Here is an 18,692-nt window from a genome sequence, read left to right as displayed (position 1 = left end):
CTGCTCTTCAACAACCGGATCTACGGGCTGACCAAGGGCCAGTACAGCCCCACCTCCGAAGTCGGCAAGATCACCAAATCCACGCCCATGGGCTCCCTGGACGCGCCCTTCAACCCCGTCTCCCTGGCGATCGGCGCCGAGGCATCCTTCGTGGCCCGCACGGTGGACTCGGACCGCAAGCACCTCACCAGCGTGCTGCGCGAGGCCGCCGAACACCCCGGCACCGCCCTCGTCGAGATCTACCAGAACTGCAACATCTTCAACGACGGCGCCTTCGAGGTCCTGAAAGACAAACAGCAGGCCGAGGAAGCGGTCATCCGCCTGGAACACGGGCAGCCGATCCGCTTCGGGGCCCCCATGGAGAACGGGCTCGGCTCCAAGGGCGTCGTACGCGACCCCGCCACCGGCGACCTCAAGGTCGTCCCGGTCACCCCCGAGAACGAGCGCGACATCCTCGTCCACGACGCGCACTCCACCTCGCCGACGACCGCCTTCGCCCTCTCCCGCCTCGCCGACCCGGACACGCTGCACCACACCCCGATCGGCGTCCTCCGCAACGTCCGGCGGCCGGTCTACGACACCCTCATGGCCGACCAGCTCGACACCGCCATCGAGCAGAACGGCAAGGGCGATCTGGCCGCGCTCCTCGCCGGGAACGACACCTGGACCGTCGTCGGCTGACGCCGAGCACTCCCTCCGAAGCCCGGTTCTGATCCTTCAGGACCGGGCTTCGTCGTACACCTTGCGGGCTTCGTCGTACGTCCTGCGGGCTTCCTGTACGTCCTCCAGGCGTCGCTCGGTCCATTCGGCGAGCGCCCGGACCTGCCGGCCGACCTCGCGCCCGAGATCGGTCAGCGAATAGTCGACGCGCGGCGGGATGACCGGCTTGGCGTCGCGGTGCACGAGGCCGTCGCGCTCCAGGGTCTGGAGGGTCTGCGTCAGCATCTTCTCGCTGACCCTGCCGAGGGCCCGGCGCAGCTCACTGAAGCGGTGCGAGCGCTCGTCCAGGGCGATCAGGACGAGCACGCCCCAGCGGCTCGTGACGTGCTCCAGGACGAGGCGCTGCGGGCACATGCCCTCTTCTCCGAGGTTCCAGTCACTTACTGCCATGCCAGTACCTTACTTCAAAGTGGGTACTTTCCAATAGTTAGCGCCCGACGTAGGCTCATCCCCAGAAGCACACCAAAGGCATTTCAAGCATTAAAGGCACCAAAGGGAGTTACCAGACATGAGCATCGTCGTCACCGGAGCCACCGGGCACCTCGGCCGTCTCGTCATCGACGGGCTGCTCGACGCGCAGGTGCCCGCCGGGCAGATCGCCGCCGTGGTCCGCGACAAGGAGAAGGCCGCCGACCTCGCGGCGCGCGGCGTCGAGCTGCGGATCGCGGACTACAGCGCGCCCGCGACCCTGGCCGGCGTCTTCGCCGCGGGCGACCGCGTCCTGCTGATCTCCGGCAGCGAGGTCGGGCAGCGCGTGGGCCAGCACGCCGCGGTGATCGACGCGGCCCGTACGGCGGGCGTCGCGCTGCTCGCGTACACCGGCATCCTGGGCGGACCCGACGCCGACTTCGACCTCGCGGCCGAGCACAAGGAGACGGAGCGGCTCGTGCTCGACTCCGGGCTTCCGTACACGTTCCTGCGCAACGGCTGGTACCACGAGAACTACACGGCCAACCTCGCCCCCGTCCTGGAGCACGGCGCCGTCGTCGCCTCCGCGGGCGAGGGCCGGGTCGCCTCCGCCTCGCGCGCGGACTACGCGGCGGCGGCCGTCGCCGTACTGACCGGTGAGGGCCACGAGGGCAAGGCCTACGAGCTGAGCGGCGACGTCGCGTGGAGCCTGGCCGAGTACGCCGCCGAGATCTCCCGGCAGACCGGCAAGGACATCTCGTACGCGAACGTCCCCGCCGAGCAGAACCTCGCGATCCTGACCGGTGCCGGGCTGCCCGAGCAGTTCGCCGCGATCCTCGTCGACGTGGACTCGGCGATCGAGCGGGGCCGCCTCGCCGGTACGAGCGGTGACCTGGCCCGGCTCATCGGGCGGCCGACGACGCCTGTCGCGGACGCGATCGCGGTGGCGCTCAAGGGCTGAGGCAGGGCTGGGGCCCGGCCGAGTCACGGCTGGGGCGGGTTTCGGCAGGGCTGCGGCAGCGGCTGGAGCGGGTGAGACCGGAGTCATTACCGTTTTCGTGAGACGGGCATGACACGGGGGTGGCCGGACCGCTACCTTCTTGAAGGCAGCGTGGGGCTGCCGTGCACCGAGGAGGGGCCGTGGACGCTGCCGCAGCTGAGCAGTCGAAGAGCGAGCAGCGAACAGGTCTGCTGAACGGCATCGCCGCCTACGGGATGTGGGGCCTCGTCCCCCTCTTCTGGCCGCTGCTAAAGCCCGCCGGGGCGGGCGAGATCCTCGCGCACCGGATGGCCTGGTCCCTCGTCGTGGTCGGCATCGCGCTGCTCGTCGTGCGGCGCTGGGCCTGGGCGGGCGAGCTGATCCGCCAGCCTCGCAAGCTGGGGCTTGTGACGGTCGCCGCGGGGGTCATCACGATCAACTGGGGCGTCTACATCTGGGCCGTGAACTCCGGCCACGTCGTGGAAGCCTCCCTCGGGTACTTCATCAACCCCCTGGTCACCATCGCGATGGGCGTCCTGCTCCTCGGCGAGCGGCTGCGCCCCGTGCAGTGGACGGCCGTCGCCGTCGGCCTCGCGGCGGTGCTCGTCCTGGCCTTCGGGTACGGGCAGCCGCCGTGGATCTCGCTCTGCCTCGCCTTCTCCTTCGCCACGTACGGCCTGGCGAAGAAGAAGGTCGGACTCAGCGGCCTGGAGTCGCTCGCCGCGGAGACCGCGATCCAGTTCCTGCCCGCGCTCGGGTTCATCGTGTGGCTCGGCGTGCGGGGCGATGCCACGTTCGGCGCGGAGGGCTTGGGGCAGGCGTCGCTTCTCGCGGCGACCGGTCTGGTCACCGCGATTCCCCTGGTCTGCTTCGGCGCCGCGGCGATCCGGGTGCCGCTCGCGACGCTGGGGATGTTGCAGTACCTCGCGCCGGTCTTCCAGTTCCTGCTCGGCATCCTGTACTTCCATGAGGCGATGCCGCCGGAGCGTTGGGCCGGGTTCGGGCTCGTCTGGCTGGCGCTCAGCCTGCTCACCTGGGATGCGGTGCGCACCGCGCGGGTCAATGCTGCTCGGCTTGCCGCTGCGCGCGGGGCGTCGGCGGAGGGTGCGGTTGCCCCCGTTGCCGGGCGGGAGACGGAGCCCATGACTCCCGCTGCGGGGCGGGAGGAGTCCGCGGTCTGACGCTGGGCCCGTCTTAGAGGTCCGCTTCGTGGCTGCGGGTGCGTTGTGGCTTGTCGCGCAGTTCCCCGCGCCCCTTACGGGGCTTCGTCTGCGGGTGTGTTGGGGTTGCTCGCGCCGTTCCCCGCGCCCCTTACGGGGCGCCCCCTCAGGGGCGGGGAGTCGTCTTCTTCGCGTACTCGCTGAAGTCTCGTGGGTTGCGGCCCAGGACGGCTCGTACGTCCGTTGTCGGTGTCGCGTTGTGGCCGCCGGCAAGCCAGGCCAGTACGTCCGCGAGGGCTCGGGCGGTGTCCTCGGGGACTTCGGCCGCCGTCAGTTCCGCCGTGTACGCGTCCGCCGTGATGTGCTCGAACCGCATCGGCCGCCCCCACGCGTCCGCCAGCTCCGCGACCGCTTCGGCGAAGCTGAGGGCGCGCGGCCCGGAGAGTTCGTAGACCCGGCCCGTGTGTCCGTCCTCGGTGAGCAGCGCTGCGGCCACCTCCGCGATGTCGTCGACGTCGATGAACGGCTCCGGCACGTCGCCCACCGGCAGCGCGAGGCGGCCTTCGCGCAGGGCGTCGGCGAAGATGTCCTCGTCGAAGTTCTGCGAGAAGTTGTTCGGGCGGATCACCGTCCAGTCGACGCCCGCCTCGCGCACCACGCGCTCGGCCTCGGCCATGGACGGCTCGAAGGAGTCGCCGAACACGTCGACGCCCCGCGCGGACAGGACCACGAAGCGGCGTACGCCCGCTGCCGCCGCACGGTCGACGAAGTCGGCGATCGGGCCGGGCTCGGGCGGGCCGACCAGGTAGAGGGCGGTCACACCTTCCAGGACCGGCGCCCAGGTGGCGCGGTCGTACCAGTCGAAGCGGGTCTCGCCGGAGCGGGACGCCGCGCGTACGGTACGGCCCTGGTCCCGCAGCCGGGCCACCAGGCGGCGGCCCGTCTTGCCGGTGGCGCCCAGTACGAGGATGAGGCCTTCGGTTGCCGGGGTGTTCTTCGCGTCGTCGGTCATGGGTACAGCCAACTGCCCGGCAGAAGCAGGGAACATGGGCGCCCGTCTCGCCCGCATCGGCGTACGTCTACGTCCTCGTGGCGCCGTTTACGGTGGGGGCATGGACGCTCTGGGGGATCTGCTGCGAGGGGTGCGCGCGGACGGCGCGCTGTTCAACCGTGCCGTGCTGAGCGGGACTTGGGAGACCGGCCACACCGAGGGAGGGGCGCTGACGCTGGTCTCGGTGGTGCACGGAACGGCACGGATCACCGCCGCGTCGGGCGAGCCGCGCGTCCTGCGGGAGGGCGGCGCCGCCGTGGTCTGTACGACGGCGCCGTTCACCCTGGCGTCGACGGACGACGGCGGCGAGAGCGAGCTCATCACCGGCGCCTACCAGCTGGACGGAGCGGTGGGCCGCCGTCTGATCAGCATGCTGCCGCCGCTCCTGGTGGTCCCGTCGGGCGAGGAATGCATGCCGATCCTGGAGCTGATCGCGGCCGAGGTGGCCGCCGACCGGCCGGGACGCCAGTACGTGATGGACCGGATGCTCGACTGGATGCTGGCCTGCACCCTGCGCGAGTGGTTCGACCTGCCGGACTCCTGCCCGCCCTCCTGGTACCGCGCGCTGGGCGACGAGGTGGTCGGCCCGGCCCTGCACGCCATGCACGACGAGCCCGCGCGGCCCTGGACCGTGGCGTCGCTCGCCGCGCGCGGGCAGGTGTCGCGCGCGGCGTTCGCCCGGCAGTTCGCGGAGCTGGTCGGCAGGCCCCCGATGGCCTACCTCACCGAGTGGCGGATGACGCTGGCCGCCGAACTGCTCGCCGAGCCGGGCGCGACGGTGGCTTCCGTGGCGGGGCAGGTGGGCTATGCGGACGGCTTCGGCTTCAGCGACGCGTTCAAGCGGACCCGTGGCATCGCGCCCAGCGGCTACCGGGCCTCCCTGACCGCGGGGCGGACGGGCTCCCGCTCGCTCAGGGCCGCGGGCTGACCGGCGCGGTCCGGGCGGCTCCCCGTGTCGTTCGGGCGGCCCCCGTGCCGTTCGGGCGGCTCCATGCCGTTCGGGCGGCCCCCCGTGCCGTCCAGGCTGCTCCCCGTACAGGATCACCACCGGCACCAGTACCGACCGCCTTTCGGAACACCGCGACCGATATGCGCTCTTGACGCGCGGTCAACCTCACCCGCACCATCAGGCACGCCAATTCCGTTCGACGTTCACGGAATCGGCCGACCCTCACGGGCCCCCACGGCCCTCAACGGAACGATCCAACAGAACACGGAGCCCCCCACATGAAGCTCTCCGTTCCCGGACGCACCACGGCAGCCGCCGTCATAGCCGTCGCAGGACTCCTCACCACCAGCGCGATATCCTCCGCGGCCCCCTCCCCCACGGCGGCCGCTCCCGACATCTCCGTGGCCAACGTCCAGGGCCACCTCTCGCAGTTGCAGTCCATCGCCGCCTCCAACGGCGGCAACCGCGCGCACGGCAGCGCGGGCTACAAGGCCTCCGTCGACTACGTGAAGGGCAAGCTGGACGAGGCCGGATTCACCACCTCCTTGCAGGAGTTCACCTCCAACGGCAAGACCGGCTACAACCTCATCGCCGACTGGCCCGGCGGCAACGCCGACGAGGTCGTCATGGCGGGCTCGCACCTCGACAGCGTCGGTTCCGGGCCCGGCATCAACGACAACGGCTCCGGCTCCGCCGCGATACTGGAGACCGCGCTCACCGTGGCCAAGGAGCAGTACAAGCCCAGCAAGCACCTGCGGTTCGCCTGGTGGGGCGCGGAGGAGCTCGGCCTCGTCGGCTCCTCGCACTACGTCGACAAGCTGCCCGCCGACGAGCGCTCGAAGATCAAGGGCTACCTGAACTTCGACATGATCGGCTCCCCGAACCCCGGCTACTTCGTCTACGACGACGACCCCACGATCGAGAAGACCTTCAAGGACTTCTACGGCGGCCTCGACCTCGCCACGGAGCCGGACGAGGAGGGCGACGGCCGCTCCGACCACGCCCCGTTCAAGGACGCGGGCATCCCGGTCGGCGGCCTGTTCAGCGGCGCCGACTACGAGAAGACCGCCGAGCAGGCCCAGAACTGGGGCGGCACGGCCGGTGAGCCCTTCGACAAGTGCTACCACTCCGCCTGCGACACGGAGTCGAACATCGACGGCAAGGCCCTCGACAACAACAGCGACGCCGTGGCGTACGCGGTGTGGGGGCTCTCCGCCTAGGCCCTCTGCGGGCGCCTGCTGACGAAGCACCCCCTGGACGCAATTACCTGCGCGTGCATATAGTGCATGCGCAGGTAATTGTGCGGCCTTCGACGGCCGTGCACCGCCACGCCACACACAGGGGGCCCACCATGACCCGCAAGTTCCTCTTCCTGCTCGGCAGCGCCCGGCACGACGGCAACTCGGAGACCCTGGCCCGCAAGGCCGCCGAGCAGCTCCCGCCGGACGCCGAGCAGCGCTGGCTGCACCTCTCCGATCACCCGCTGCCCGACTTCGAGGACCTCCGGCACGACGGCAGCCGCCCCCGCGCCCGCCCCCGCCCGGCCGGCGACAACGAAGCCCTGCTCCTGGACGCCACCCTCGACGCCACGGACATCGTCGTCGTGTCGCCCCTGTACTGGTACTCGCTGTCGGCCACCACCAAGCGCTACCTCGACTACTGGGACGCGTGGCTCGAAATCCCCGAGGTCGACTTCAAGAACACCATGAAGGACCGCGCCCTGTGGGGCGTGACGGCGCTCGCCCACCGCGAGGAAGAGGTCGCGGAGCCGCTGATCGGCACGCTGAACCACGTCGCCGCCTTCTTCCCGCTGCGCTTCGGGGGCGTCCTGCTCGGCAACGGATCGCGGCCGGGCAACGTACTCGACGACTCCGAGGCCCTCGCCCGCGCCAAGACGTTCTTCGCGCAGGAGCCGCCGCTCGCCCGCTTCCCGTACGAGAGCTGACGCCGGCTCCCTCCCCGTGCCGTCCTACGCGGTGATGTCCTTCGCCCCGAACCTCGCCCACGCCGCCGAGCCGAACACGGCCGCGTACAGGCCTTGCAGGCCGAGGTTTCTGCCCAGCTCGTCCCAGTAGACGGGCTCGCGCATCAGGTCGGCGAAGGACAGCCAGTAGTGGGAGAAGAAGTACGGCTGGATGGCGTGCAGTTGCGGGATCTGGTCGAGGATCTGGATCGTGATGAGCAGGCCCACGGTCGTCGCCATCGCCGCGATGCCGCTGCTCGTCAGCGTCGACACGAAGAGCCCGAGCGCCGCCACACCGATCAGTGACGCGGCGACGACGAGGGCGATGAGCAGGGCGCGCAGCAGCCCTTCGCCGAAGCCGATCCGGGTGCCGGAGATCGTGGTGACCTCGCCGAGCGGGAAGAGCAGCGCTCCGACGGCGAGCGCGGAGAGCGCCACGACGAGGGTCGCGACCAGGCAGAACGTCATCGTCGTCGCGTACTTGACCAGCAGAAGGCGGGTCCGGCCCGCCGGGGCGACGAGCAGATAGCGCAGCGTCCCCGAGCTGGACTCACCCGCGATGGAGTCGCCCGCGACGACACCGACCGCCATGGGCAGGAAGAAGGGGAGCGTCGCGGCGAGCGCGGTGAAGACGAGGAACAGGCCGTTGTTGGTGATCTGCGCGATGAACGCCGGCCCTCCGCCCTCGCCGCCCCCGCCGAGCGTCGAGCCGTCGCTGGTCTCGATCTTGACGGCGATGCCCACGAGGATCGGCACGGCGGCGAGCACACCGAGCAGGGCGAGGGTGCGCCAGCGGCGGAAGGTGATGCCCAGCTCGCTGCGGAAGAGCCCGAGGGTCCAGATCCGCCGGACCTCGCGCACGTCACCCCCACTGCGCAGCCGCTGTTCGTCGTGCTCGCCGCCCACGCCGACCGCCTCAGCCCGCGACATCGAAGCCCTCCCCCGTCAGTGCCACGAACGCGTCCTCCAGGGACGCCCTCTCGACGCCGAAGCCCCGCACCCGTACGCCCGCCCCGACCAGGGCGGCGTTCAGCTCCGCGAGGTCGGTGCCGGGGTCGGCCGCGGTGCCCGCACCCGGCGGTTCGCCCGTCACGCGGTCCTCCGTCACGACGAGATCCGTCACGCCCAGTTCCTTCAGGACGCGGGCCGCGTCGCCCGTGTCCGGGGTCGTCACGGTCAGCCGCCCCCGCGCACCGGCGGCGAGTTCGGCGACCGGGCCCTGCGTGATGAGGCGGCCCTGCGCCATCACCGCGGCATGCGTGCAGACCTGCTCGATCTCGTCCAGGAGGTGCGAGGAAAGGAACACGGTCGTGCCCTCCGAGGCCAGTTCCCGCACCAGCGCCCGGATCTCGCGCATGCCCTGCGGGTCGAGGCCGTTGGTCGGCTCGTCGAGCACGAGGAGCCTGCGCGGCTGGAGCAGCGCGGCGGCCAGGCCGAGGCGCTGCTTCATGCCCAGGGAGTACGCCTTGGCCTTCTTGCCCGCGGCGGCCGTCAACCCCACCCGGTCCAGGGCCGCTTCGGCGCGGGCACGGCGGGTGCGGGGATCGGCGGTCGGGTCCGCGGCGTCGTACCGCAGGAGGTTGTCGCGGCCGGAGAGGAAGCCGTAGAGCGCGGGGCCCTCGATGAGCGCGCCCACGTGCGGGAGAACCCTGCGGATCTCGCGCGGCACGGGGCGGCCAAGGACACTGGCCCGGCCGGAAGTCGGCTCGATGAGGCCCATCAGCATCCGGATGGTGGTCGTCTTGCCCGAGCCGTTCGGCCCCAGGAAGCCGAAGACGCTTCCGGCGGGGACGGTGAGGCTCAGCCGGTCCACGGCCAGCTGCTTGCCGTAGCGCTTGGTGAGGGCGGAGGTCTCGATGACACTCTCCGTCGCTCCGCTGCCGGTGTTCGTGCTCGGCACCTTGCCCTCCCCCGCTCGAAGCCGTGACGGCGGGCCCGGGGTGCCTGACCGGCACCGCGGACCCGCCGCTCAATCGTCAAGGCGCAGCACGCTACTTCGCCGCGTTCGCCGCCTTCACCAGGGCGTCCTTCGTGACCGCGCCCGCGTAGACCTTGCCGTCCTCGGTGATGAGGGCGTTGACCAGGCGCGTCTTGAAGACCGTGCCCGAGCCGAACTTGCCCGACACCTGGTCGCCGAGCGAGTCGAGCAGCCGCTGCGCGTCCGGCGGGACGTCGCCGGAGCCGCCCGTCGGGAGGCCCTGGCCGCCCGGCAGTTCGAGCTCGGCGATGGAGTTCCAGCCCTTGCCGATGACGTTCAGACCGTTCAGGTCCTGCCCGCCCTTGAACTCCTTGCCCTCGAACTCCTTGCCGAACTCCTTGCCGCCGAACTCCTTGCCGCCGTCCTTGAAGCCGTGCTTCCCGGCCTCGGCGTCGTCGGCCTCGGTGACCTTCGCGCCCTTGGGCGGCGTGAAGTCGAAGGTCGACGCGGACGGCTTGCCGAAGTCGACCTTCGTGAAGCCCGCGTCGACGACCGCGCTGCCGCCGCCCGCCGGGCTGAGGGTGAACTTCAGCGGCGTACCGGTCTCGGAGTCCACCGCGACCGTGATCTGGCCGACCGTCGAGCCGGCCTGCTTGGGCTTGATGACCAGGCGGTACGCGTCACGGCCCGCTACCTGCGCGGTGCCGTCCACCTTCACCGACGTCGTGTCGTCGACCGCCTTCAGGGCTTCTTCGGCCAGCTCCTTGGGCGTGGAGGGAACGCCCTCGGGGAGGTCCTTCTTGGCGGAGTCCTTGCCGGAGTCCTTGCCGTGCGCCTTGCCCTCGGTCTTCGAGTGGTACGCCTCGTTCGACTTGCTGTCGTACGCCCATACGTCGTCGCCGTTGTGGATCAGGCTGTACTCGGCGGCGTCGTCCAGGACGGACAGCTTCTGCTTGTCGGGGCCGTCGGCGGCGACGCGCAGCGTGTGCGTGCCGGAGGCCAGTTCCATCAGCTTGGACTGCGGGTCCGCGGCCGAGCCCTTGCCGTCCCCGCCCTCGTCGCCCCCTCCGCCGCCCGGGGCGAAGCCGCCGGCCATGTCGCCGCCGAAGGAGGGCAGACCGAGGTCGGTGCTGATCTTCACGTTGCCCGAGAGCTGCTGCGTGTCCGACGCGGCGATCTTCTCGATGAGTTCCTGTGCGGTCACGTCGGGCAGGTCGGGGTCGCCCGAAGTGGCGAGCGCCGGGACGAGACCGATGGTCGCCGCCGCCACCCCCGCCACCGCGACGGGGACCACGTAACGCGCCGCCTTTCTGCGGCCTGCGCGCAGCTCCCCGGTCCCGCTGGTGTCCTGCTCCGGTTCGTACGGTGCCATTGTGTGCCCTACCTCCGTGGTCGGCGGCGGCCTTTCCCAGTACGTGCGTGCGTCCACCCTGTGCCGCCATTCTCACCCGAATAGGTCAGGAGTGGTTGTTCTTGCCGGACCTTGCTGATGTCCATACGACCAAATCGGCCAGCGAGAAGCGTCAGACCCCGGGTGCAACTCCACGTACTGCTGTGGGATGACACAGAGAGGCGGCGCCTCCCCCGTCCCGTAGGGGAGACGCCGCTTCAGCCCTGAGTGACCGGGCTCAGCCGTGCACGATCACGTGCCTCAGCCCTGAGTCCTGCACGATCACGTGCCTCAGCCCTGCACGAACACGTAGTCCGCCTTGTACGGCACCTTCGCGATGGCGCCGGGCTTGCAGTCACCCGCCGGGGCGACCCCGCCCACGGTGTTCAGGCGCAGGATCTCCGCGGTGCCCGCGAGCAGCCCGTGCCGCTTGCCGGTCTGGGTTGCCGCCAGGTCGAGTTCGGGGATGTTCTTGTCGCCGTTCGAGGTCCTGGAGATCAGCTTGCCGGTGACCTGGCTGCGGTCGGGCGCGGTCCAGCGCGGCGTGCCCGAGTTGGGGGCGACGAAGTCGTGCGCGATGTTGCCGCCGAGCCTGGCGCGCACGTCACGCTGGGCGAAGGCGGACTTCCCCGAACCGTCGTCGGCCTTCTTGCACTCGTAGATCTGCTCGCCCCGGATGACGGACGCCTGGAAGCTGGCCGCGGCCCGGCGGAAGTCGAAGTCCGTGGTCACTTTGTGGAGCTGGCCGCGGACCGCGCCGCCGGGGAACTCGGCGGTGTGCAGATTCGCGTAGAAGCTGCCGGGGTCCGCCTTCAGCTGTGCGAGCAGCGCCGCGTCGGCGACCCTGACCGTGCCGGTGACGCGGTTGCCCTTGCTCTTGCCGAGCAGCCCGGTGAACTCGATCTTGATGCCGCCGTTGGTGCCCCTGGCGCCCTGGTGGATGTGGAGGCCGGTCGGCTTGCCGGTGCCGCGCCACTTGACGCTGACGGACACCTTGTCGCCCTTGACCTGTACGAACTCCAGCGCCCGGCCGTCCTTGTCGCCGACCGCGGGCCCGCCCGGCACCGGCACCTCGTTCGCGCCGTTCATGCTCGCCGCGAAGACCGATCCGCCACTGGTCGAGCCATGGCTGCCGTCGTGCGCGGCGGCCGACGGCGCCGAGACCGCCACCCCTCCCGCCGCGGCGACGGCCACACCGGCCGCGAGCAGAGCCCGGCGCCGGTTCGCGAAAGTATTTGAGCTGCCACTGATGCCCATGATCAGAATCTCCCCGTACCCGAGCCGACGCCCCCTGCGTCAGCTTCCGGGCATAGGTACGGAATAGATCTGATCCTGGACTCAATCCAAGAGAAAACGGACGTGTGACCTAGGTCACGCCTCAAGCGTCCGTCGAGAAGGCCTCAGCCCGCCCGGTGCACCACCAGATCGCAGAGCTCGACCAGCGCCGCCTTCGCGTCGCAGTCCCGCAGCGGCGCGAGCGTGTCCCGCGCCTCCTCGGCGAACCGCACGGTGTCCTTGCGCGCCTGCTCCAGGGCCGGGTGGGCCCGCAGCCGCGCCAGCGCCTCGGCGTGCCGCGCGTCGTCCGTCAGATCCGAGTCGAGCAGCTCGCTCAGCGCGATGTCCTCGGGAAGACCGAGCTTCTCCACCCGCTCGCGAAGCCGCAGGACCGGAAGGGTGGGGATGCCTTCGCGGAGGTCCGTGCCCGGCGTCTTGCCGGACTCGTGCGAGTCGGACGCGATGTCGAGGACGTCGTCGGCGAGCTGGAAAGCGACGCCGAGCCGCTCCCCGTACTGGGTCAGGACGTCCACGACGGTCTCGTCGGCGCCCGACATCATGGCGCCGAAACGGCACGCCACGGCGACGAGCGAGCCGGTCTTGCCGCCGAGCACGTCGAGGTAGTGGTCGACCGGGTCGCGGCCCTCGGTGGGCCCCGCCGTCTCCAGGATCTGGCCGGTGACCAGGCGTTCGAACGCCTCCGCCTGGATGCGGACGGCGTCCGGACCGAGGTCGGCCAGGATGTACGAGGCGCGGGCGAACAGGAAGTCACCGGTGAGCACGGCGACGGAGTTGCCCCAGCGCTGATTGGCGCTCTCGACTCCGCGGCGCACGTCCGCCTCGTCCATCACGTCGTCGTGGTAGAGCGTCGCGAGGTGCGTGAGCTCGACGACGACGGCGGAGGGCACGACGCCCGGCGCGTACGGATCGCCGAACTGCGAGGCGAGCATCACGAGGAGCGGCCTGAACCGCTTGCCGCCCGCACGCACCAGATGCTGCGCGGCCTCCGTGATGAAGGGGACCCCGCTTTTGGTGGCGTCGAGCAGACCTTCCTCGACGGCCGCCAATCCGGCCTGGACATCGGCTTCGAGAGCCTGGTCCCGCACGCTGAGGCCGAAGGGCCCGACGACGGTCACGAGGGGTTCTCCTGTCTGCTGACGATCACAAGTCGGTCACTCGCTGGATCACTCGGTCGATCATCACTCGGTCGATCTTTGCGTGATGACGGGGTCGATGACACGGTTTGTCGATGTGTCGCTGCCATCACACAAGTCAGCGTATCCGGTCGCCTTTCGATCACAGTGGGCACCCGCCTGTGCAATGCCGCCCAGGCGGCGTTCGATGACCACCGGTATGTTCTTGATCAGCCGATAAGGGCCGGAAGACCGCATCATCCCGCGATCCGCCGGAGCCTCACGGCAAACAGAACCAAACGGAACTACCGGGAGCACAACCTTTGTCCCGCACCGAGGCCGACACCGAACCGCCCGCGGAGCCTCCCACGGATCCGCCGCCCGGCGACGACCACGCGTTCTTCGGACAGCCGCGCGGTCTGCTCACCCTGTCCGGCCTGGAAGTCTGGGAGCGCTTCTCGTTCCTGGGCATGCAGGCCATCCTCGTCCTCTACTTCGCGGACTCCGTCGCGAACGACGGCATGGGCATGGATTCCGGAACCGCCGCTTCGGTGTCGGCGGCGTACGGAACGCTCGTCTATCTGGTGTCGGTGGCGGGCGGCTGGCTCGCCGACCGCATCCTCGGCTCGTACCGCGCGGTCCTGTGGGGCGGCATCCTCATCGCCTGCGGCCACTACTCCATGGCGGTTCCGACGGCGACGATGACCTGGGTGGGCCTCGGCCTCATCAGCGCGGGCACCGGGCTCCTGAAGCCGAACGTCGCCTCGATGGTCGGCAAGCTCTACCGCACCGACGACGAGCGGCGCGACGCCGGCTTCGCGCTGTACTACATGGGCATCAACATCGGCGCTTTCGCGGGCCCGCTGATCACCGGCTGGCTCGGCGACCACAAGGGCTGGCACTGGGGCTTCTCGGCGGCTGCCATCGGCATGACCTTCGGCCTGGTCCAGTACGTCCTGGGCCGCCGTCACCTCGCCGGGCGCAAGGCGTCGGCGGAGTTCGCGCTGCCCAAGGATGCGATGCGCCGCGCGGTCATCATGATCGTCGCGGGCATCATCGCGTTCGCCGCCCTCGCGGGGGTGCTCGCCGCCGTCGGCTGGTTGACGATGGACCGCTTCGTCGACCTGCTCACCGTCATCTCGGTGATCGCGCCGATCGTCTACTTCGCGGTGATGTTCCGCAGCCCGCGCGTGAGCGCCGAGGAACGCGGTCGTCTGCGGCCGTACGTGGTGCTCTTCCTCGCCTCGGTCGTCTTCAACTTCATCCTCTTCCAGGCCTACTCGACGATGATCCTGCTCGCGTCGACGAACGCCGAGACGTCGATCCTCGGCTTCACCTTCCCCGCGAGCTGGTACGCCTCCGCGCTCGGCGCCTTCGAGGTCGCGCTCGCCCCCGTCGTCGCCGCGGTCTGGGCCCGCATGGGCCACCGCCAGCCGCACGCCTCCAACAAGATCGCCTTCGGCGTGATCCTGGGCGGCCTCTCGTTCATCCTGATGGTCCTGCCGACCTCGGGGCACGGCGACGGCACGTACAAGATGGCGGTCTGGTGGATCGTCGGCTCCTATCTGCTGCTCGGGCTCGGCGACATCCTCGTGGAGACCTCCGGCATGTCGGCCACGACGAAGCTCGCCCCGCAGGCCTTCGCCAGCCAGACCATGGCCCTCTGGTTCCTCTCGCTCGCCCTCGCCAACGGCATCCAGGCACAGGTCGTGAAGCTGTACGGAGAGGTCTCCAACCCGGCGTACTTCGGCGTCAACGGCGCCATCGCGGTGGCCGCCGGTGTCGCCGTCGTCCTGCTCGCCCCGTGGCTGCGCCGCACCATGCACCCCGTCCACTGAGGACACTGAGGTTCCCCCCATGCAGAACATGCAGATCCGCTCATCCTTCCCGTACGAGACCACCCGCGAGGACGTCCAAGTACCCCTCTCGGACGGAACCAGGCTCTACGCGCGCATCTGGCGCCCGGTGACGGACGAACCCGTCCCCGTGCTCCTGGAGTACCTCCCCTACCGTCTGAGCGACTGGACGGCGCCCCGCGACTTCCAGCGCCACCCCTGGTACGCGGGCCACGGCTACGCCTCCGTGCGCGTGGACGTGCGCGGCCACGGCAACTCGGAGGGCATGCCGGGCGACGAATACTCCCCGGTCGAGCTGGCCGACGGGGTCGAGGTCGTCAACTGGCTCGCCGCGCAGCCCTGGTCCACCGGCAAGGTCGGCATGTTCGGCATCTCCTGGGGCGGCTTCAACTCCCTCCAGATCGCGGCCCTCGCGCCCGAGCCGCTCAAGGCCATCGTCACGGTCTGCTCCGCGGACGACCGCTATGACAACGACGTGCACTACATGGGTGGTTCCGTCCTCGCGGTGGACATGCACGCGTGGGCGGCCACCATGCTCGCCTTCGTCTCACGGCCGCCGGACCCGCTGTTCGTCGGCGACCGCTGGCGGGACATGTGGCTGTCCCGCCTCGAAGCCGTGGACCCCTTCATCCACACCTGGCTCGACCACCAGACGCGGGACGCCTACTGGCAGCACGGCAGCGTCTGCGAGGACTACTCCGCGATCGGCGCCGCGGTGCTCGCGGTGGGCGGCTTCCACGACCCCTACCGGGACACGGTCCTGCGCCTGGTCGAGCACCTGCCGGGGGACGTACGGGGGTTGATCGGCCCGTGGTCGCACCAGTACCCGGACCGGGGCCTTCCGCCGGGCCCGGCGATCGGCTTCCTCCAGGAGACCCTGCGCTGGTGGGACCACCACCTCAAGGGCGTCGACACCGGCGTCATGGAGGAGCCGAAGCTGCGCTCCTGGATCAGCGACTCGCACCCGCCGGCGACGGTGTACGCCGAGCTGCCGGGCGGCTGGGTCGGCGACCCCTCCTGGCCTTCCCCGAACGTCACGCCGACCCCGTACGCCCTCCAGGGCGCCCCGGTGATCGTGAACTCGCCCCAGCACACGGGCCTGGACGCGGGCCGCTACTTCCCCTTCGGCAACGACGCGGACCTGCCGCCGGACCAGCGGGACGAGGACGCGAAGTCGGCGTGCTTCGAGTTCGAGGTCCCCTCGGCCGTACGCATCCTCGGGCGCCCCAAGGTGACGTTGCGCCTGGCGATGGACAGCCCGTCGGGCCAAGCGATCGCACGGGTGTGCGATGTCGCCCCGGACGGCTCGTCGACCCTGGTCACCCGGGGCGTCCTGAATCTCTCCGCGCGCAACGGCCGGGACCGGGTGGACCCCTGGCCGGTGGGCGAGACGGAAGACGTGACCTTCGAACTGAACGCGATCGGCCACACGTTCCCGCCCGGCCACAAGATCCGCCTCGCGGTGTCGTCCGCGTACTGGCCGTGGATCTGGCCGCAGGCGGATTCGGCGGGATTCGTCCTGGACCCGGTCGGCAGCTCGCTCGAACTCCCGGTACGGACAGGTGACTTGGATTCCTCGATCACCTTCTCCGCCCCCGAGCAGTCGGAGCCGCTCGGGGTGGTGTACCCCGCGACGCTCGACGAGCTGCGCCCCGAGCGGCTGGTCGTACGCGATGTGGCGAAGGGCGAATGGCGCCTGGAGGTGGACCCGCGCTACGGCGGTACGCGGGTCTACCCGGACGGCCTCGAATTCACCGAGGACGCGGTGGAGACGTACACGATCGACGAGTACGACCCCCTCAGCGCCCGCACCCGCTCGGACTGGACGATCCGCCTGCACCGCCCGGAACTGGCGTGGGACGTGTCGATCGCCTCCCGCTCGGAGATCACCTGCGACGCGGCGGACTTCATCACGTCGAACGAGGTGGTGTGCAGGGAGGGCGACGAGGTCGTCTTCCACCGCACGTGGGAGAAGCGCATCCCGCGAACGGCGGGCTAGGGCTTCACCCGGGGGTGGCCAGCAGCCTCTCGAGCACGACGGCCACCCCGTCGTCCTCATTGGACGAAGTCACCTCATCGGCGGTCGACTTGAGGTCGGGGTGGGCGTTGGCCATGGCGACACCGCGGGCCGCCCAGACGAACATCGGCACGTCATTGGGCATGTCCCCGAAGGCGATGGTGTCCTCGGCGGCCCTCCCGAGCCGTTCGGCGGCGAGGGCGAGCCCGGTCGCCTTGGTCACGCCGCGCGGCTGGAGCTCGACGGTGCCGGGCCCGGACATGGTGACGGTGGCGAGCGGCCCCACGGCATCACGCGCGACGGCGGCCAACTCGTCGTCGTTCAGCTCGGGATGGCGCAGCAGCACCTTGCTGATGGGCTCGGCCCAGAGCGCGTCCCGCCGCTGCACCCGTACGGCGGGCAGGGTGGGGTGCGGCATCAGATACCCCGGCTCGATGAGGGTGAGCCCGTCCACGCCGTCCTGATCGACGGCGGCGTACACCTCCCCCACCTCCGCCTCGATCTTCCCGAGCGCGGCTTCGGCGAGTTCGCGGTCGAGCGTCACGGACCAGAGCATGCGGTCGGCCCCGGCGTCGTACAACTGCGCCCCCTGCCCGCAGACGGCGAGGCCGCCGGCCCCCAGATCGTCGAGCAGCGGCTTCACCCGCGGCGCGGGCCGACCGGTCACCACCAGGTGGTGCGCCCCCGCCGCGACGACCGCCGCCAGCGCGGCCAACGACCGGTCGGAGACGGTGTCGTCACCGCGCAGCAGCGTTCCGTCCAGGTCAGTGGCGATAAGTGAATATGCGAGGGGTGCAGCCATGATCCAGAGAATACGGATCCCGGGCGATGCTGAAAGCAGCGTGACGGGAGCTGTGACGCGCCGCCGTGCGCTGGGCGCACTACGGCGCTCACCGGATTCACCGAGACGAGTCTGCGCGAACCGTCCTTACGGTCATACTTGCCGCGCCCCTCACCTCCGGCCCGACGTACGCATCTGGTAACCAAACCCCGCCCATCACCCCTGCCCACCAGCCAGCCTAGTAACTTTGCAACCCGCACAGGGTAGTTAGCGGGGAACGCGTGACGGGGGTTGCGGGATGGCGGGGAATCGTCCGGCGGATTGGCATGTCCTGGACCTGGACAAGGACCCGACGCCCGGCGATCCGGACCGCGTACGCAACCTGGCGAAGAACCTGCACGACTTCGCGGACGACGTGTCCAAGGTCCTGCGGGACATCAAGGGCATGGCGGGCGAGGACGCGATCCTCACCTGGGCCGGGAAGACCGCCGAATCCTTCACGGCGGAGTTCGAGGACGCACCGGGCAAGCTGAAGAAGCTCAAGAAGAGCTACGAGATGGCCGGCGACGCGCTGTCCGCGTACTGGCCGGAGCTGGAACGCTCCCAGGCCCTGGCCGACAAGGCCCTGGCCAAGGGCCGCGAGGCACAGACCAGCCTCTCCGCCGCGCAGACCCGCCTGACCTCGGCGGACTCCTGGGTGGACAAGGCGGGCAAGGAAGCCGACAAGTACAAGGACGACGGCGGCTCCAAGGCCGGCAAGGACGTCCCCAAGCCCGACCCGGACAAGGTCAAGGCCGCCACCCGCAACGCGAATTCCGCCGAAAAAGCCCAGACCGCCGCCAAGTCCGACGTCACCGCTGCCCAGTCCAACCTCGACGCGGCGAAGAAGATGGCCGAGGACGCCCGGAAGATGCGCGAGGACGCCGCGGGCACGGCGAAGAAGAAGCTGGAAGAGGCCTCCGACGCGGGCATCCAGAACCGCAAGTGGTGGGAGGAGGTCGGCGACTGGGTCACCGACAACTGGGACACCATCGTCGCCGTCTGCAAGGTCGTCGTCGCCGTACTCGGCGTCATCGCCATGATCATCGGCGG

General features: G+C 70.3%; 17 protein-coding genes. 9 read left to right on the top strand and 8 right to left on the bottom strand.

Features of this window, described 5'->3' with window-relative positions:
* Positions 1–681: thiamine pyrophosphate-dependent enzyme (locus ACQKIP_RS18895; RefSeq protein ID WP_427743505.1), on the top strand; the 681-nt coding region annotated here is incomplete at its 5' end.
* 36 nt (positions 682–717) lie between these two features.
* Here ACQKIP_RS18895 and ACQKIP_RS18890 read toward each other — a convergent pair.
* Entirely contained in the window at positions 718–1,110 is a 393-nt protein-coding gene (locus ACQKIP_RS18890; RefSeq protein ID WP_365863093.1) for a winged helix-turn-helix transcriptional regulator, read from the bottom strand.
* 118 nt (positions 1,111–1,228) lie between these two features.
* Between ACQKIP_RS18890 and ACQKIP_RS18885 the strand changes: the two genes are divergently transcribed.
* Complete coding sequence (locus ACQKIP_RS18885) at positions 1,229–2,089, top strand: SDR family oxidoreductase (protein ID WP_365863091.1); 861 nt, start codon at positions 1,229–1,231, stop codon at positions 2,087–2,089.
* Positions 2,090–2,268: 179 nt separating this feature from the next.
* On the top strand, positions 2,269–3,288 hold the full coding sequence (gene rarD / locus ACQKIP_RS18880) for an EamA family transporter RarD (protein WP_365863089.1): 1,020 nt from the start codon (positions 2,269–2,271) through the stop codon (positions 3,286–3,288).
* Between the two features lie 145 nt (positions 3,289–3,433).
* Here rarD and ACQKIP_RS18875 read toward each other — a convergent pair whose 3' ends face one another.
* The gene (locus ACQKIP_RS18875; RefSeq protein WP_365863087.1) at positions 3,434–4,279 is read right to left on the bottom strand and encodes an NAD(P)H-binding protein; all 846 of its coding nucleotides are present in this window, start codon (positions 4,277–4,279) and stop codon (positions 3,434–3,436) included.
* 100 nt (positions 4,280–4,379) lie between these two features.
* Here ACQKIP_RS18875 and ACQKIP_RS18870 point away from each other — a divergent pair, with 100 nt between their 5' ends.
* The 3 genes from ACQKIP_RS18870 (at position 4,380) to ACQKIP_RS18860 (ending at position 7,212) form a co-directional block, all read left to right on the top strand.
* Complete coding sequence (locus ACQKIP_RS18870; protein ID WP_365863085.1) at positions 4,380–5,246, top strand: AraC family transcriptional regulator; 867 nt, start codon at positions 4,380–4,382, stop codon at positions 5,244–5,246.
* A 299-nt stretch (positions 5,247–5,545) separates the two neighbouring features.
* On the top strand, positions 5,546–6,487 hold the full coding sequence (locus tag ACQKIP_RS18865; protein ID WP_365863083.1) for a M28 family metallopeptidase: 942 nt from the start codon (positions 5,546–5,548) through the stop codon (positions 6,485–6,487).
* 131 nt (positions 6,488–6,618) lie between these two features.
* The gene (locus ACQKIP_RS18860; RefSeq protein WP_365863081.1) at positions 6,619–7,212 is read left to right on the top strand and encodes a flavodoxin family protein; all 594 of its coding nucleotides are present in this window, start codon (positions 6,619–6,621) and stop codon (positions 7,210–7,212) included.
* Between the two features lie 24 nt (positions 7,213–7,236).
* Here ACQKIP_RS18860 and ACQKIP_RS18855 read toward each other — a convergent pair whose 3' ends face one another.
* The 5 genes from ACQKIP_RS18855 to ACQKIP_RS18835 all read right to left on the bottom strand — a co-directional run bounded on the left by ACQKIP_RS18855 (position 7,237) and on the right by ACQKIP_RS18835 (position 12,949).
* Positions 7,237–8,160 carry an ABC transporter permease gene (locus tag ACQKIP_RS18855; RefSeq protein ID WP_365863079.1) on the bottom strand — a complete coding sequence of 308 codons (924 nt, stop codon included), beginning with the start codon at positions 8,158–8,160 and terminating at the stop codon, positions 7,237–7,239.
* Positions 8,147–9,130 carry an ABC transporter ATP-binding protein gene (locus tag ACQKIP_RS18850; RefSeq protein WP_365863077.1) on the bottom strand — a complete coding sequence of 328 codons (984 nt, stop codon included), beginning with the start codon at positions 9,128–9,130 and terminating at the stop codon, positions 8,147–8,149. The genes ACQKIP_RS18855 and ACQKIP_RS18850 overlap by 14 nt, the downstream gene beginning before the upstream one ends.
* Positions 9,131–9,221: 91 nt before the next feature.
* A complete protein-coding gene (locus tag ACQKIP_RS18845) occupies positions 9,222–10,520 on the bottom strand; it encodes a LolA family protein (protein WP_365863075.1) in 1,299 nt (432 codons plus the stop codon).
* Positions 10,521–10,829: 309 nt separating this feature from the next.
* On the bottom strand, positions 10,830–11,795 hold the full coding sequence (locus ACQKIP_RS18840; RefSeq protein ID WP_365863074.1) for a CHRD domain-containing protein: 966 nt from the start codon (positions 11,793–11,795) through the stop codon (positions 10,830–10,832).
* Between the two features lie 143 nt (positions 11,796–11,938).
* Positions 11,939–12,949 carry a polyprenyl synthetase family protein gene (locus tag ACQKIP_RS18835; protein WP_361199692.1) on the bottom strand — a complete coding sequence of 337 codons (1,011 nt, stop codon included), beginning with the start codon at positions 12,947–12,949 and terminating at the stop codon, positions 11,939–11,941.
* A 320-nt stretch (positions 12,950–13,269) separates the two neighbouring features.
* Here ACQKIP_RS18835 and ACQKIP_RS18830 point away from each other — a divergent pair, with 320 nt between their 5' ends.
* On the top strand, positions 13,270–14,784 hold the full coding sequence (locus ACQKIP_RS18830; protein ID WP_365863072.1) for a peptide MFS transporter: 1,515 nt from the start codon (positions 13,270–13,272) through the stop codon (positions 14,782–14,784).
* Positions 14,785–14,812: 28 nt separating this feature from the next.
* Entirely contained in the window at positions 14,813–16,801 is a 1,989-nt protein-coding gene (locus ACQKIP_RS18825; RefSeq protein WP_365863109.1) for a CocE/NonD family hydrolase, read from the top strand.
* Positions 16,802–16,805: 4 nt separating this feature from the next.
* Here the strand turns inward: ACQKIP_RS18825 and ACQKIP_RS18820 are convergent, their stop codons facing one another.
* Positions 16,806–17,621 carry an HAD family hydrolase gene (locus tag ACQKIP_RS18820; protein WP_365863071.1) on the bottom strand — a complete coding sequence of 272 codons (816 nt, stop codon included), beginning with the start codon at positions 17,619–17,621 and terminating at the stop codon, positions 16,806–16,808.
* A 277-nt stretch (positions 17,622–17,898) separates the two neighbouring features.
* Between ACQKIP_RS18820 and ACQKIP_RS18815 the strand changes: the two genes are divergently transcribed.
* A partial coding sequence (locus tag ACQKIP_RS18815; RefSeq protein WP_427743498.1) for a putative T7SS-secreted protein occupies positions 17,899–18,692 on the top strand: 794 nt, incomplete at its 3' end.

The organism is Streptomyces sp. NPDC059900, from assembly GCF_050270335.1.
Taxonomy (GTDB): domain Bacteria; phylum Actinomycetota; class Actinomycetes; order Streptomycetales; family Streptomycetaceae; genus Streptomyces.
Note: the sequence above shows the minus strand (reverse complement) of the source record. Positions and strands in the feature narration are given on the sequence as shown.

Bases quoted from the DNA above. Each gene is read 5' to 3' on its own strand.
- ACQKIP_RS18865 (WP_365863083.1), top strand. From the start codon at position 5,546: ATGAAGCTCTCCGTTCCCGGACGCACCACGGCAGCCGCCGTCATAGCC.
- ACQKIP_RS18855 (WP_365863079.1), bottom strand. From the start codon at position 8,160: ATGTCGCGGGCTGAGGCGGTCGGCGTGGGCGGCGAGCACGACGAACAG.
- ACQKIP_RS18825 (WP_365863109.1), top strand. From the start codon at position 14,813: ATGCAGATCCGCTCATCCTTCCCGTACGAGACCACCCGCGAGGACGTC.
- ACQKIP_RS18890 (WP_365863093.1), bottom strand. From the start codon at position 1,110: ATGGCAGTAAGTGACTGGAACCTCGGAGAAGAGGGCATGTGCCCGCAG.
- ACQKIP_RS18860 (WP_365863081.1), top strand. From the start codon at position 6,619: ATGACCCGCAAGTTCCTCTTCCTGCTCGGCAGCGCCCGGCACGACGGC.
- ACQKIP_RS18820 (WP_365863071.1), bottom strand. From the start codon at position 17,621: ATGGCTGCACCCCTCGCATATTCACTTATCGCCACTGACCTGGACGGA.
- ACQKIP_RS18845 (WP_365863075.1), bottom strand. From the start codon at position 10,520: ATGGCACCGTACGAACCGGAGCAGGACACCAGCGGGACCGGGGAGCTG.
- ACQKIP_RS18840 (WP_365863074.1), bottom strand. From the start codon at position 11,795: ATGGGCATCAGTGGCAGCTCAAATACTTTCGCGAACCGGCGCCGGGCT.
- ACQKIP_RS18885 (WP_365863091.1), top strand. From the start codon at position 1,229: ATGAGCATCGTCGTCACCGGAGCCACCGGGCACCTCGGCCGTCTCGTC.
- ACQKIP_RS18870 (WP_365863085.1), top strand. From the start codon at position 4,380: ATGGACGCTCTGGGGGATCTGCTGCGAGGGGTGCGCGCGGACGGCGCG.
- ACQKIP_RS18875 (WP_365863087.1), bottom strand. From the start codon at position 4,279: ATGACCGACGACGCGAAGAACACCCCGGCAACCGAAGGCCTCATCCTC.